General features: G+C 56.8%; 5 protein-coding genes. 4 read left to right on the plus strand and 1 reads right to left on the minus strand.

Features of this window, described 5'->3' with window-relative positions:
• Window positions 1-16: 16 nt before the first annotated feature.
• Window positions 17-364 (minus strand): DUF4870 domain-containing protein, encoded by a 348-nt coding sequence (locus AC0LWM_RS16110; RefSeq protein WP_474675986.1) that lies wholly within the window; start codon window positions 362-364, stop codon window positions 17-19.
• Between the two features lie 250 nt (window positions 365-614).
• On the opposite strand from AC0LWM_RS16110, the gene AC0LWM_RS16115 reads away from it, so the two are divergent.
• The 4 genes from AC0LWM_RS16115 to AC0LWM_RS16130 all read left to right on the plus strand — a co-directional run bounded on the left by AC0LWM_RS16115 (window position 615) and on the right by AC0LWM_RS16130 (window position 16,386).
• Complete coding sequence (locus AC0LWM_RS16115) at window positions 615-3,485, plus strand: family 78 glycoside hydrolase catalytic domain (RefSeq protein ID WP_474675987.1); 2,871 nt, start codon at window positions 615-617, stop codon at window positions 3,483-3,485.
• A gap of 121 nt (window positions 3,486-3,606) precedes the next feature.
• A complete protein-coding gene (locus AC0LWM_RS16120; RefSeq protein ID WP_474675988.1) occupies window positions 3,607-4,629 on the plus strand; it encodes an aromatic acid exporter family protein in 1,023 nt (340 codons plus the stop codon).
• A 560-nt stretch (window positions 4,630-5,189) separates the two neighbouring features.
• Complete coding sequence (locus AC0LWM_RS16125) at window positions 5,190-9,968, plus strand: Ig-like domain repeat protein (RefSeq protein WP_474675989.1); 4,779 nt, start codon at window positions 5,190-5,192, stop codon at window positions 9,966-9,968.
• Between the two features lie 7 nt (window positions 9,969-9,975).
• Window positions 9,976-16,386: an S-layer homology domain-containing protein gene (locus tag AC0LWM_RS16130; RefSeq protein ID WP_474675990.1), complete on the plus strand. Its 6,411-nt coding sequence runs from the start codon at window positions 9,976-9,978 to the stop codon at window positions 16,384-16,386.
• Window positions 16,387-16,547 lie beyond the last annotated feature (161 nt).

Genomic DNA, 16,547 nt, shown 5'->3' on the forward strand with positions numbered 1-16,547 from the left:
GGCGCCGCAGCGGGCCTTACATCGTTTGCGATTGTTTTTCGGCGATATCGCCGATAATCGGCAGCTTCGTTAGTTTGCCCTGGTAAGCCAGCAGCATCATCACGATCCAGAGAATGAAGGTGAGCGGCCCGATCAAAATGCCGAGAATCCATCCGATAATCGGAATGAAACCTAGAATGATATTGACTACGAACAGCGCCCCAAAAAGAAGGATCGATTGCATCGCATGGAATTTCACGTAACGGCTGTCTTTTTCAATCACGAAGAAGATAATGCCTGTAATAAAACCTACCGCATAAGAGAGCAGCGCGGCAACGTTCTCATCAAGCCCTGTTGAAGATTTATTCTGAACTTGGTTTTGCACCTGCAATCACTTCTCCTTTTAAACGTCATGATCAAAACTACTATAGCATATTCTGGTCTTGCATGAATAGAACATAATTACATATATTTGAGCGTTTGTACAAAAAATGTGTCGAACTTTGGAGCTAAGACTAAAGACGTGCAATCCACCTATAATTATCGCGTATCCGCCCGTTTCCTAAATCGGTCTGCCGTATTATGCTTCATGAATAAGGTAGAAATCGAGCAGCAATAGGAAGGGATGTGCCTAGATGGGGAAAGAAATAGAGCATGGCGCGGCGATTTCATGCGGGGGCGAATCGTCTTCGTTTCGGGTGGACGGTCTTCGGGTGGATGATGCGGCTATGCCGATGGGCATCGACGATAACAATTTGCGGTTTTCGTGGCGGCTGGAAAGTGATGCAAGGGGGACGGAGCAAGCGGCGTACCGCCTTATCATTGCGTCGAGAGCGGATCTGCTGACCGCCGGCGCGGCCGATGTATGGGATAGCGGACGCTGTAATACCCGCGCTCAGAACGCAGATTGCAACCTCCCGGCGTTGACGGGGAAAACGCGGTATTGGTGGATGGTTGGCGCGTGGGACGGGACAGGCGCATACGCTTGTTCGGAGGCTGCTTGTTTCGACACCGGCTTGTTTCCGGACGATTGGTCGGCACAGTGGATCTGGAGCTCGCGTAAGGTGCAGGTGAACGATTTTGCCTACTTGCGCAAAGAGTTTCAACTGAAAAAAACGGCCGTGTATGCCAAAATGTTCGTTTCGGCGCACCATGTCATGCAGGTGCATGTGAACGGCGAACGGATCGGAGGCTTCGGCTCGCCGGCACCGAGCCATCCGGAGAAGCGCAAATATTATACGGCATACGACGTTACATCCGCATTGCGGACGGGCGGCAACTGTATTGCGGCGATCGCGCACTATCTGGGCGGCGGCGGGCAAAATTACGTCGATGGACTGCCCGGCTTTCGCATGCAGGTTGAAGTCACCTATGCGGACGGTTCGTCCCAAACGATAAGCACGGACGCGACATGGCAAGCGTTGAAAGTCGTGCCCCATGCCGCCGGTACGCCCTATCAGCAAAACCGCCGCATGACGGCGATCGAGGATTACGATGCGCGCAAGCTAAATCATGCGTGGCTGCAGCCAGGGTTCGACAAGACGCTGTGCCGCAAGGCCGTTCCGGCGAAGATTGGGCCGGAGGATTGGCCGATGTGCTGGCAACGTATCCCCGAAGGGGCGGAGGAGGAGATGATTGCCCCAACGCGCATAACGGCAATCGAACCTTTGCGCGACGGGAGATATCGTGCGGTGCTGTCGGGCGAGCGCAACGACGGGGATGGAAAAGAGACTTCCGATGTCAGCGATATTTCCGCCGTTCCCTTCACCTCCGGTGTTCCCAACATATCCGGCGGGTCAGGTGAAGCTATGGATGTTAACCCGCAGGTGTTCGATGCGGGCAAAATCGTGTCCGGCTGGCCGCGGCTCGCGCTTAAGGGGATCGAAGGCGTAACGTTGCGGCTCAGGTATTCCGAGGACCTGGACGAGCGCGGCCGCGTAAAGCACAACGTCTGCAACGAAATATCAGACCGGTATTTCGATCAATACACGATGCGGGGCGACGCCGTTGAGACGTGGCAGCCGGATTTGTCGTACAAGGCTTTCCGATATGTCGAAGTGACGGGGTATCCGGAGACGATCGTGCCCGGGGACAATCTATGGGTCATCTCGGCACATACCGGCATGCGGCATGAAGGTGCCTTCCGTTGTTCGAACGAGATGCTGAATGCGATGTACGACGCTTCCATGCAAACGCAGAAGAACAATACGCTCGGCCAAACGGTCGATTGTCCGCACCGGGAGCAGGCACAATATTTGGCCGATTCCGATTTGCAGGCGGAGGTGCTGCTGTACAACTTCGATTCGCGTCACGTGCTGGAGAAGGTCGTGAGCGATTTTGCCGATGCCCAGCTTGCCGACGGGACGTTTCCGTTCGTGTTTCCGTCCAACTACGAGAATCCGGACTTTTTCCTGCAAATTCCGGAGTGGGATTTGCACTATTGCACGCTAATGTGGAAGACGTACGGGGCGAGCGGCGATATGCGCATATTGCAGCGGCACTATGAGCCCGCCAAGCGGATGGTCGATTATTATGTCAGCATCGTTAGCCCGCAAGATGGGCTTGTGCCTATCGATAAAGGGTGGCATATTAGCGATTGGCCTTACCCGACCGTCGAGCATGCTTCCGAATATTTGACCGTGCAAAATATGAAGCTGTATCAAGCGCTGCGGATTGTTGCGGACTCGGCTTCGCTACTCGGCTGCAAGGAAGACCGGAAGGCGTATGCACGCATCGCGGAGACACTGAAGAAGAACATCGTGAAGCGACTGTATGATCCGTCGCTGAAGCTGTTCCATGACAGCCTTGGGTCGGAGCGCACGCATCAAGGCGTAAATGCGCTTGCGCTGTTCGCGGATCTTGTGCCGCAGGAAGACCGCCAAGCCGTTATTGACGCCGTCACCGCCATGCCGTGGGAGAGTAAAACCGTTTTATCGCTGCCCCTGCTGCGCGTCCTGTTCGAGAACGGACGCGAGGAAGAAGCGTATCGGCTCATTAGCCGCACGGAATATCCCGGCTGGGGCTATATGATCGAGCAAGGCGCAGCAACGATGTGGGAAGGCTGGGACGATATCGAATCGCATTGCCATGCGTGGAACGGATACCCTGCACGGCTTCTTCAGGAGTATGTCGCAGGCATTCAATGCCTGTCACCCGGCTTTGCCGATGCGCGGATCAAGCTGTACATGCCGGAGGAGCTGACGTTTGCCGAAGCGGCCGTACCGACGCCGCTAGGTAAAGTAAGCGTATGCTGGGAACGAGAGCGGCCTGACGGCGAAAGTGAACTTGCTTACCGCATTCATGTCGTCATTCCGGCAGGGATGCGTGTTCAAGCGATACTTCCCGTTTCCGATCCTGCAGCCGCGGAAGTCAGCGAGTCCGAAATCGCCGTTTGGCGTGCCGGCGGCTTCCGGACGGGCGTCGACGGTATTGCCGGCTGCGCGGAGGCCGATGGCGGTATCGCGTTCGAGCTGAGCTCCGGCAGCTACGCCTTTACGGTGAATTAGCCGCAGTACGATGTGCCTGGGGTATTCCGTTATCGGCGCATCCCATAATACCGGCGACGTAACGCACCTTTGCAAGAAGTGCCCCCTTCCGTGTAAGATATGATGGAGGGGGCTCTTACACATGACGATTGGCGCACGCGTACTCAAAACGGGACTTGCCGTTTCCGTTGCACTATATATATGTTCTTTGCTTAACTATTCGCCGGCGATTTTTGCCGCAGTGGCGGCGATCTTCACGATTCAGCCGTCGATCTATCAATCATGGCAGCATATCTGGGAACAGCTGTCGACCAACGTGCTGGGCGCGGTCATCGCGCTTGCGGCCGGCATGTTGTTCGGCAACGACCCGATGGCGGTTGGTTTCGTCTGCATCATTGTCATCATCTTGTGCATTAAGATCAAGATGGACAGCACGATCGCGCTGACGCTGGTCACCGTGATGGCGATTATCGAAGCGCCGGGAGAAGGCTGGGAATTTGCCTTGAATCGGTTCCTGATCATCCTGATCGGGATGGGATCGGCGTTTCTCGTAAATATTGTCATATTTCCGCCGAAACATAAGCACCATTTTACGACGCAAATTTCTTCGGCCTTTAACCAAATGTCGCTGCTGCTGCGAACGGTCGTTTCGAACGAGATGAAAGAGGCGATTTTTAAAGCGGAGCATCAGGCGCTGCTTGGCACCCTGCGCAGGCTGGAGGAGAAATATAGCGTTTTTGAGGATGAACGGATCATTCGCCAGCGTTCCAAGCACCGTCACAACAGGCAGCTTGTTCTGTTCAAGCACCTGCTCGGGGCATTGCATCGCGGCACCGACGTACTGGGCAACGTAGAGGAGCATTATTTCGCCTCGGCGCACAATGACGAGATCGATCGCGTGTTCGACCGGCATATGGAGGAATTGATCAAATTCCACGAATACATCCTGCTCAAATACGAAGGCAAAATCAAGCCCGGCAGCAGCCACCACGATGTCGAAGCCGACAACGAGCAGTTTATGCGCGAGGTGCTCGGATACTACAACGATCAGCCCGAGGATCGGCTGCGTATGGTCGCCGTCGCTTCGTCGATTTACGAATACGGCTTTCAGCTGAAGCGTCTCGATAAAGTGGTCGACCACTATATGAGCCGCGTGGAGGAATAAGGCTGAAGGCGGCGGGGGGCGCCGGACCGGTGTAGGATTGCCGGACTGCGCCTTTTAGCCGATATCCCGTTCGCTCAGGAGCTAGCTGAAGTGATGCATCGTTGGGTCGAACGCTGATATCGATGGAAGTGTCCTTTTGCCGGAATCCCGTTCGCTCAGGAGAAAGCCGAAGTGATGCATCGTTGGGGTGATCACAGATATCGGTGGAGTTACCAGGACGATTAAGTGCAAGGCAAAGCCATGCCGGGACCCAGGTTGGTGCTGATGAAACGTACTCATACAACCTGAACGAAGGGGATATCGACAAAAAGGAGATTTAAGAAAGAGTTTCATAAGACGGTTTTTCCAAATAAAGTAAAAAAACCATGCACTACGAATCATTTTATAACCTCGAGTTCCATATTCAAGATTGACCCCGACATCGTCGGGGTTTTTTTTCGTGCGCCCATCGGCAACATCTTCGTTCATGCGACATTTTTTTCGTTTTTTTAACCAGTTTTAAACTACAGTTTCTATACTGGGGAGTGGTTAAAAGCAGGCAAGGGGGAATGAGGAGCGGGATGAAAAGGTTTATTGCAAGTTTTGTCGTTTTTTTGATTGTTTTCGGCTCGGGTTTTGGGCAAATCCGTCATGCTAATGCCGAACCGGCAACCATCATTGCGGTGACTTCGCCGCTGGCGGACGGTTACTACAAGCAGGGAACGGAGATCAAGGTCTCGTTTAAATTCAACCGACTGGTCGTATGCAGCGTCGCGAAACTGCGGGTTTCGTTCGGAGGAATCGACATGATCTGGGATAACCCGGAGAGGCGGCTTGGGGGTGTTATCCAATATAACAATAGCAACGAGATCGATGAGCTGATTTATTCGTATACGGTAGCAGCTAATACGACCAACGGTCTCTTCAAGTTAATGAACTTCACGGACATGAGCTGCAGCTACGACAGCGGGGTGGGCAATTACGGCGGCAACTCCGACATAACTTCGATGTTTACGAAAAATATCATCGTTGACACGACGGTTCCGTCACTTTCCTTGAACAAATCTAGTGGCTCATATGGCAAAAGCCACCGGGTCACGCCAACGGCGAGCGACGAGAAAGGGCTGGCGTCGCTGCTCTACGAATGGAATCAGTCGCCGTCAACGCCGGGAAGCTGGGCCCCTTCCAAAATCGCGACCAGCGGGGCGGAAATCCCTGATCCGATGTCGCCGACCGGCACGTATTATTTGCATGTCAAGGCGACGGACCGGGCAGGCAACGAGAAGATTATCGACTCCGGCGCGTTCGACTTCGACAATACGCCGCCTGCCGTTTCTTTTGCGCGGACAAGCGATACGGTGAACGCGAATACGCCGCCCGCCGACGCTGCGACGAAAATTACGCCGGCGGACGTCGGCTCGGGCGTGAGCAAGTTCGAATATAGCTGGAACGACGCCGCATCCGGGACGTTGAAAGACGGCCCCTATCCGGTCAATAACGGCAATGCCGTGACGATCGGTCCGCCGGCGATGGACGGCGTGTACAAGCTGAGCGTAATGGCAACGGACAAGGCCGGCAACGAGACTACCGTCGAATCTACTCCCGTGACGGTGGATAAAACCGCGCCGAGCGCCACGTTTACGCCGGATGGCAGTGCGCAGCCGAAATCGTCACATACGGTCGAAGTCGTTTTAAATGAAGCGACAGGTACATTGGGTGCGGTATCGTATTTGTGGGATACGTCCGCTTCGCAACCCGCGGCGGATGATAGCAGGTGGAAGCCATTTTACGACGGTTCGGGCGGGAAAAAGACGTTTTCTTCGACGATTTCGTCCGATCCCGGCTTGACGGGGGCTCCTTATTTACATATCAAAATGAGCGACAGCAGCGGCAACACCGGATATGCGCACTCCGGCAACGTGTTCCAACTCGACAATACGCCGCCTGCGGTTGTGTTCGTCCCGGACGGGAATGGCGGCGTCTGGGCGCGCTCGGCAGCGACGCAGCTCCAGGTCGACGGCTTGACGTCCGGGCTAAGCAGTTACCGGATGCAATATTGGATTACCACGTCGGCTAGCGCAAGCGGGAACGAAGCCGGATGGCAAGATACGGGCGACGGTGCCATTGCTTTGACCGGCTTGAGCGGAACGTATTACGTCCATGCCAAAGTGAAGGATGCCGCGGACAACGTAACGATCGTCCGAAGCAAACCGTTTTTGCTCGATAACGAAGGTCCTGTCGGGCAGGTGAAGATCGGCAGCCATTATACGAAAGAGAACCGGGTGCGTGTGGAACTGACGGCAACGGATGCCAATGACGTCCAAATGTCGTACTCATGGGACAACGGTGGCAGCTGGAGCCCGTGGGAGGAGTACGAGGCCGTTAAGGAAATCGGGCTCGATTCACCTTCGGAAGGCGAGCACACGCTGCAAGTGAAATTCCGCGACAGCCTCGGCAACGAAAGCGGCCCGTTCTCCGACAAGGTCGTGTACGATACGACGCCTCCAGTACTTGCGGCGGTCGTGCAAAGCCCCACAAGCTGGACGAACCAGCCCGTGACGATCACGGTCAAGTTTAACGACAACGTCTCGGGGGCCGGGGAAGTGTCCCGCGTTGTGGCGGACAACGGCGATTATACGATCGAATTCGCCGATGCGGCGGGCAACGCGAGCTCTACAATCGTGCATGTCGCCCATATCGATAAAATGAAACCGCAAATCGGCTGGACGCCGAACGGATCGACATCGAAGAGCAAGTCGGTCACGACGAGCGTATACGCCACGGATAACGCCAGCCCCGCCGAAGCGGTGAAATTGTTCCACGCGTGGTCGAAGGCTGCCGCGACAGCTCCTGCGGCGGCCGAGTGGTCGGATGCTTTCTCCTCCGGCAGCCCGATAACGCTGAGCCAAGGCGATGGAGCATGGTACTTGTGGGTGAAGGCGATCGACGAGGCTGGCAATGAGCAAGTCGGCCACAGCTTGCCGTTTCAGCTTGACAATACGGCGCCGGTCGGCACCTTGACGTACAGCACGAGCAGCCGGACTTCGCTGCCGGTGACGGCCTACTTGTCGGTGAACGAGCCGGTCACCGTGATTGAACCGGCGGACGGCAAGAAAGAGCATACGTTTACGGAGAACGGCACGTATACGTTCCGTTTCGTCGACGAAGCGGGTAACGAAGGCACGGCGACGGCGACGGTGAACAACATCGATGCCAGCCTGCCGACCGCTCGCGTAACGATGACGCCGGAAGGATGGACGAACGCCGTCGTGCAGGTGACGGTAAGCGTTCAGGGCGATCCGCCGCGATCGTTGTTTGGCTTCGAGGCGCCGGCGGACGCAAAGCTCATCCGGCTGGAAACCGTCGAGAAAGGGACGGTGACGGCACCGGAGAACGGGTTGACCGTGAAGGAAGCGGTGTATGAATTTGCGGCTAACGGCACGCTGAAGTTCAAAATCCGCGATTTGGACACGGAGCTGGAAGGCGAAGGGGAAGCCGTCGTTCATACGATCGACAAGACCGCCCCTACGGCGACCATTCAATACAGCGTACCGAAACAACCGCACCGGTGGACGAACGGCGACGTGATCGCGACACTCGTCGCGCAGGACGATCTAAGCAACGTCACGGTGACGAACAACGATGGAAGCAGCCAGTATATTTTTACGGAAAACGGTTCGTTTACGTACGAATTCAAAGACGAAGCGGGCAATACCGGAACGGCGACGGCAACCGTCGATTATATCGACAAGGAAGCGCCCGTGGCGGAGATCAGCTACAGCACGGACCGATGGACGAACGGCGACGTCACTGCAACGTTGACGTTTACGAACGAGGAACCGGAGCCGATCGTCATCACGAACAATGAAGGCAGCAATACGTACACGTTCAAGCAAAACGGCAGCTTCTTGTTCTGCTACCGGGATGCGGCGGGCAATGAAGGCTGCAAGGAAGCACGCGTCGACTATATCGACCGCGAGCCGCCGACGGCCGTATTAGCCTATAGCACGAATCAATGGACGAATGGCGATATAACCGTCACGTTGACGGCGTCCGACAATTCGGGTGTCGCGCCGACGATTTTGAACAACGGCGGCAGCAATCGGTACACATTCACGGCCAACGGGCAATTTACGTTCCAACTGGTCGACGCGGCGGGCAACCGCAAGGATGTGACGGCCACCGTCGATCGGATCGACCGGACGCCGCCAAGCGGAACCGTCCAATATTCCGTGACGCAGCCGACAAACGGCACCGTGCGGGCGATCCTCGTGGCGGACGAGCCGGTGACGGTGCTGAACCATAACGGCGCGAATTATTACGATTTCACGGACAACGGCTCAATGACGTTTCTGTTGAAGGATCGGGTCGGCAATACAAGCGAGGTGAAGGCGGAGGTCGCCAACATCGATAAAACCCCGCCGGTGCCGGCGGTGAGCTACAGCACGACGACGCCGACGAAGGACAGCGTGACGGCGACGGTGACGGCGAACGAGCCGTTTTACGTGCTGAACAATAACCGGAACAAAGAGTACGTGTTCAGGGACAACGGCACCTTTACGTTCTACATTCAAGATATTGCCGGCAACACGGCGGAAATCAAGGCGCAAACCGCGCTGATCAACAAAGATAAAGCGAACATTACCGTCACGTACGATATAACGGCGCCAACGCAGTCGAACGTGAAAGCGACGATTGCGTCGGATGCGGAACATCCGCTGACGATCCTGAACAACGGCGGAAGCGCCGTCGTGACGTTCGCCGACAACGGCGTCCGTTGGGTTCAAGCGAAGGATGCACTGGATAACGAATATTGGATCGAGGTCAAGGTCGGCAACATTGACAAAACGGCACCGGATATTCGTTTCGCGCAAGGCGCGCAGCTGCTCATTCCGCAAGGCGGATCCGTGGATCCGATGGCGGACGTGACGGCTATCGACAACATCGACGGCGATTTGAAAAGCAAGACGGAGGTCACGCACGAGATCGACAGCCGGGTGGCGGGCGAGTACGAGATCACGTACAAAGCGACGGATAGCGCAGGAAACGAAGCGATCGTGAAACGAAAAGCGATTGTCGTCGCGGGCGACAAGCTGACGGTGTTCGTGAACTCGGAGCTGCCGCGATCGAATGAATTGACGGTATACGGCAAGACGTTGACGCTGCAAATGTTCGGACAGCAGGGAGACACCGTCGTGAAGTGGGCTTTTGGAAAATACGGCAAAGGCGATTTCAAAACGAAGGGACAACCGCTGGCAGGCGGAACGCTCGTCGCTGACCGGTACGGGTATTACACGTTCCTGATTCAAGATCAGGAGCGGCAGTACAAGCTGATCCGCGTGTTCGTCATACCGGGTTGATGGGGGAATGGAAGAGATGAAGGAGAAGGCGCGGTTGCGATTTTGGAGAAAATTAACGCTTGTGCTGTTATGCATGCTGGTCGGGTTATCCGGCGGTTCGGGTCTTGTCTTCGCCGAGCCGGCAGCGGACGAAGTGGCGACGGTCGGCAACAAGTTCGTCGACGTGGCGATTCACAAGCAGGACGGAAGGTTCAGCATCAAGACGGCGAAGGGCCATCCGCTCAAGGAAACGGACGATAACAAGCAGCTGCTGTTCCAGGACCGGGTGCCGGATACGTCGTTTACGACGTTCCGCATTAACGGCAAAGATTATATTTATGGCAATCAATACGGATTTCTCGGTTCCGGCGGTTATTTCACCTACGATCCGACGACCCAAGGGCTTACGAACCAATCGGTCTGGAAAGCGGAAGGGCTGGAGATTACGCAAACGCTGGCGCTTGTTGAGGACACGGCAAATCCGAATGTCGGCAACGTCAAAATTTCGTACCAGGTGAAAAATACGACGGCGAAAAACGTTCAAGTCGGCTCCCGCATCCTGCTCGACACGATGCTGGGGCCGCAGGACGCCTCGCCGGTCACCGTGTCCGGAGACAGCCGGTTCATCCATAAGGAAACGGTGATCGAAGGCGGCAGCATGCCTTATTATTGGAAGGCGGCCGACGATCCGCTCGTGCCGAAGGTGACGGCTTACGGTTTCCTGAAGGGTTGGGGCAACATCAGCCCGAGCAAAATGATCATCGCCCATTGGGAAGGCATTTCCGCGACCAAATGGGACTATGCGGTCAACCGCGATTTGGATTTCACGAACGCGATGAACGAATACGGCAGCGCGGACAGCGCCGTCGCCCTATACTGGGACCCGATGTCGATCGCTCCGGGCGATACGAAGACGTTCGAAACTTATTACGGCATGGGCAGCTTTTCGACATCGCTGACGCAAGCCAAGTATGCAACGCAGTTGGTTGCTCCGAAACAGCTAACGGTGAACGGAGCGAAAAACAATTACGTCGAGCAGCCGTTCGACGTCGCGATGGAAATCGACAACGCCACGACAGGGGCTGTGCCGCTGAAAAACGTCGTTGCGAGGCTCGGCCTGCCGGACGAGCTGGAGCTGGCGGACGGACAGCCTTCGAGTCAGCTCGTCGGAGACATTGCGGTAAACGCGACCCGGACGGTGACCTGGAAGGTGAAGGCGAAGCCGCAATCGAGCTATAAAGCTCCGCAATTCCGGGTCAGCGTTCAGGCGGACGGCGGCGAAGAGGTTCTTCAGGCGGGCTATGTGATTTTGCCGGCGTTGACCGGCGAATTGCCGACGGTGCAGGTCACGAGCGCGCTACCGGACAAAATTTACACGCTCGACACAAGCCCGACGATCACGCTCGGCGGCAAAGGATTCGAGCTGCTGAAAGGGTTCGCCGACTTGAAGGTGGAGCTGGTAAGGGAAAAGGACAGGCTCGGCATTCCGCTTTCGCGCTCGAGCATCAGCATCATCGACGATAACCGGTTAAGCGTGAAAATTGACGACGCCTTGGGCCAGTTCGCGATCAAAGCGGATCCGGGGACGTATATCATCGCGTTGGACGCGGGGAAATACGGCAAATTCGAAAGCAAGATCGAATTCACGCTGGAGGAGAAATATAAGTCGCGCAGCTACGGCATCCTGCTCGTCGTGGGAGACGACAAAACGTACGGCGTCGAGGCGGTCGAAAACGAGCAAAAGCTGGCCGAGTTCAAGCAAAAGACCAACAAGCGCATCTTGATGGAAATCCGCGGCAAAGTGAAGCAGTCCGGAGACCTATACGAGATCGACACGACGGCGACGATCAATTCCGTGATTCAATATAACCGGGATCGAATGGCCGAGGAAATATACGGCGGCGCTTCGCAAAAAATAACGATCCAAAAAATCGCCGCAGCCGGCGGCAAGCCCGGTTACGTCGATATTTCCGGCAATGGCGCGCTTTCGATCCCGAACCTTCCGTTCGAGAAGGGGCCGTTCAACATGAAGCTGACGGACGGGAAACGGTATGAGCTGGAGCCGAAAGACGGCCAAGAACCGATCGTCGTGAAATGGGAGATGCTGCAAGGGCTGCCGTACATGAATATTATCGGTTATTTTCCCGTCAACATCCGGATGGCGACGATCGGGGACAAATCGGTTTCGTTCAGCGGTTCGATGGGGCTTGGCATCGGGGTCGGCAAAGGCAAGGACGATGCCGATAAACTGAAGTTCGGCGTCAATTTGCAAGAAGCCAAATTCGGCACTCGGAAGCAAGCCGATCTCTTCGGACCTGCCAACGAGTTCGGCTTCCTGGGCCTCCATGCCGAAGGGCAGGCTCAACTGCCGGCGGGCATCGTGCCGGGCATGGATTTCGGCGCCAAGGGCCGGGTGCTTGTCGATACGTTCAGCCGCAAATACGAGATCGAGGCTGACGTCAAGTTCAAGGTGGTTGAGGTGCATGGTCTGCTAACGCTGCGTTTTACGGAGAGCAATGTGCCGATACCGGACAATCTCATCTTTACCGTCGGCGGGCAGCCGGGCATTCCGCTCGTTCCTCCGTACGTTCTCGCGTATATTACGAAGGGCGGCGGCGGTTTCAAAAACTTATACGATACGGCGACCGGCAATTATAACGTCCTGCCGCCGCTCAAGCTGGTGTTCATCGGCGGTTTCGAAATCGCCAAGGTGATCGGCGGCGACGACGTGACGGTCGAAATGTCGCTGCGCGGCATCGAATTTTCCGGCAAGCTGCAGGTGATGAAGCTTGATCTGTTCGAGGAAGTGTACGGCAGCGTGCTCGTCGAAGATTCGCTGGACCGCTTTGCGGTCGCCGCGAGAATGGGCGCGACGCTGAACATCCTGGACATTATCAAAGGCAATGTGCACGCCATGCTCGAATTCGATTCCTCCAAGAACGGCATCTTCGGTCCGGTCTCCCTTTCGGGCGGCGGCTGGGTGAAAATATACGTGCCGAAGAAGATTCCGCTCGTCGGCGGCCTTCAGCTTGCCGGCGCGCAAATCGAACTGAGCACGGAAGAGGTGTACGGCTCCGTGGAGGTGATCGGCATCCCGGTCGGCTTCAAATACAAGTGGGGAAGCAAAGAAGCGGAGATCGCCTCAAGAGGGCTTTCGGACATGATGCTGCAGCCCGAGGAAGGCATCGGCCGCATGGTTCATTACGACTCGGAGAGCGGAGCAAGATCGGGCGTTATGTCCTTCGGGACCAATATGGTGCCCGTTGCGAGTTCGTCCGGTAAGTCGGTTCCTCGCGGCAAGGCGTCGATCAGCTCGTCAGGCGTGACAAGCGATACGTTCACGATCGATGCGTCGAATCCGGATGTACGGGATTATGCGCTGATGGAAGTGAAATATCAAGGCGATGCGCCAAAGCTCGAGATTCGCGATCCGGAAGGAAATCCGTATGCGCTGAAGAAGGACGGGGCGGAGGCCAACTACCTTGTCCAAGAAATTCCTGCGGACGAAAGCGAATCCGGGACGCTGGAGCGGCGCATGTACGTTTCCTTCAAGAAGCCGATGCAAGGGACATGGACGCTGTCCTCGGACAAACCCGTCGAATGGAAGTTGATGGGCGTCGAAGCAACGCCTGCGTTGACCGGCGCGAAAGTAACCGCGGATGCGGCAGACTCGCACCGATTGACCGTAGACTGGCAAGCGGCGCATACATCCACGGGCGACAAGGTCGCGATTTATTTGAGCGGCGATAATACGGTCGATCCCGGCCGCAAGCTGGTCGACGGCCTGGAGGCAAGCGAAGGAACGGCGGACATCGAGCTGCCGGAGACGCTGGCGAGCGGAACGTATTACGTCCGAACCGTGTTGTACAAGGACGGCACGAACTATAGCAGCCGGTATGCCGACGGTTCGGTTTCCATCGTGAACCCTCATCAGCCGAGCGCATTGGCGGGAGTGAAGCTGGAGCCTGCGGGCGACGGATTGTTCCGCGCGAGCTGGACGAAAGCAGGCTCGTCCGGTTCGGCCGATGCTCCGGCAGGATATTATTTGCAGGTGCTGGACGAAAGCGGCCAGCCGTTGAAGGACGCGGGAGCCATCGAAGCGGAAGGCGGGGACAGGACCGAAGCGATCATCGGCGGAACGGTCGACGACGACAACACCGGGCAGACGATCGGCATCAAGCCAGGCGGCAAGTATCGAATCGCCGTTGCCCCTTATACGATCGTGAACGGTGTCAAAGTGTTCGGCGAGCCGACGACATCCGCGGCGGCGTACTTGCCGGAAGCGAAACCGGCGAAAATCGTGCTCAGTGTGCTTGGCGCAAACGGTGAACCCGCGCGGACGACGAAGGATGCCCAAGGGCAAACGGCGTATATCGTGAGCGCGAATGCGGCCGAGCTCGTCATGAAGTCCGACCAGTCGATCCGCTCGACGGTGAGCGTGGGCGGCGACATCGTGAAGAGCCGGGGCGAGCGGCAGCTTGAGTCGGGATGGCGGGAAACGATTGACTTGGCAGAGGGCGCCAACATCGTATCGGTTGCCGGCATCAACAAGGACGGCGATTCGTCGGTTTCCAGCGTCCGCATCATATCCGACACCCAAGCGCCCGATTTAAAAATCGAAAGCATGGAAACCGTCGAAATCGGACCCGGCGGCAAGCAAGTCATCGTCGTGAAAGGAACGTCGGAGCCGGGCAGCCATGTTACCGTGAACGGAGAGCCGGCGGAACCGGACCCGACGGGGTCGTTCATGAAGGAGCTGCCGACGGACGGATATTTGAACAAGACGATAACCGTCGCCGCCGAGGATGCGGCGGGCAATGTGTCCGTGTACGAGTCCAAAGCTTTCAATCAGGCGGTTAAGGAGCTCACAAGGGTGGAAATCCGCGCCGTCGATCCAGCCAAAGCTTCCGCGGCTGTGTCCGGAACAAGTACCCTTGCGACGTCAGGAAGCGGCGCGTCGGCAGGCCGGATGGAGCTTCCGGTCGGGCAGAAGCAAGCATTCGAGCTCGTCGGATACGATGCGAAGGGTAACTCCTACGTGATCGACGAGCAATTGGCTGATTGGAGCATCCTGTTCGGGGAGAACAACGGCACGCTGACGAAGGACGGCCGATTGACCGCCGCGGAGCCGGGCGAGCTTGTCGTGAAGGCGGCTTATCACCTGTCCAAGGATTATGCGCTGGAAAATACGATGATCGTCAAAGCGGTATCGACCGGTCCCGTTGATCCGGGCAAGCCGACAGACGATGAATACAACGAATGGTACAAGCCGCCCGGAGGCGGAGGTAACGACGGCGGGAATAACGGCAGCGGTCCCGGTACGGGCAATGGCGGCGGCGTTACCGGCGGCGCTGCCGGCGGAACGGCATCAGGCGGGACCGGACAGCAGACCGATCCGCTGATGGAGCTGCTCAAGTCGATCATCGAACGCGAGCGGGACGTGAAGTTTGTTGCCTTCGCCGGATTGTCGGAGGACAAGGATACTGTTCTTTCGATCGACGGCAAGGCAACGCTGAGAATTCGCAAACAAAAGTTCAAGGATTCGACCGGGGTAGGCGCAGGCGTTATCGAAGACACGGCCAAATACGAATCCGGCGGGCTTCATATCGCGGGCAACATTTACGAGTTCAAGTTCGATAAGCCGGTTCGGCTTGACCAGCCGGCGACATTAACGATCAAGTTCGATTTGGCCTCGGTTGGGGATTTGAATCAGCTCGCCATCTACTGGTTCAACGACCGGAAGGCGCGCTGGGAGTGCATCGGCGGGCAAATCAACCCGATCGAGGGCACGATCACAGCGAAGCTGCCGCATTTCAGTAAGTACGCGCTGGCCACGAACGGCAAGCTGCGGACGTTCGCCGACATGAAGGAACGGTGGTCGAACGATGCCGTATACCGTCTCGCCTCGATCGGCATCGTGAGCGGGGAGGCGAAAGCCGGAGACTACTTGTTCCAGCCGATGCGTGCGATTACGCGCCAGGAATTCGCCAAGTTGCTCGTTGCTGCGAGCGATGTGCCCGTAACGACGGAGCCGCTGGCGGATACGATCGCGGACAGAGGCAAGGTCGGGACATGGGCACGGGCGTACATGGCGACTGCGGTCGGCAAGCAATGGTTCGGCGGCACGACGAAGAACGGCGCGTCGTACCTGGAACCGCAGCGTCCGATTACACGGGCCGAAGCGGCAGCGGTCATCGGGCGTATGCTGGAAGGCATGCTCGAAACGCCTGACGCAGCAGGGCGGAGGCCGTTCGCGGACGAAGCCAAAATCCCGGCATGGGCCAAAGCGCACGTTTTATCGCTTCAGGCAAGCGGCATTTTGAGCGGCTACCCGGACGGCACGTTCCGGCCGGACGACCGTATCACCCGCGAGGAAGCCGCGGCGATGATCGGCAAGATGCTCGATCTGCTATACATGACAGGCAATAACATTCAATAAACTTAAGGGTATTCCTAGAGCCAAGCAAGGCTGGGAATACCCTTTTTTAACCGGACGGCCGCCAAAATTCGCGGATATCGGATTTGCGGCAGAATAAGCAGGTCCGTCCGTGCTATACTTGAACTATAGCGAACATCTTGAGAACCTTGGCATGAGGAGAG

This window comes from Paenibacillus sp. sgz302148, from assembly GCF_056120465.1.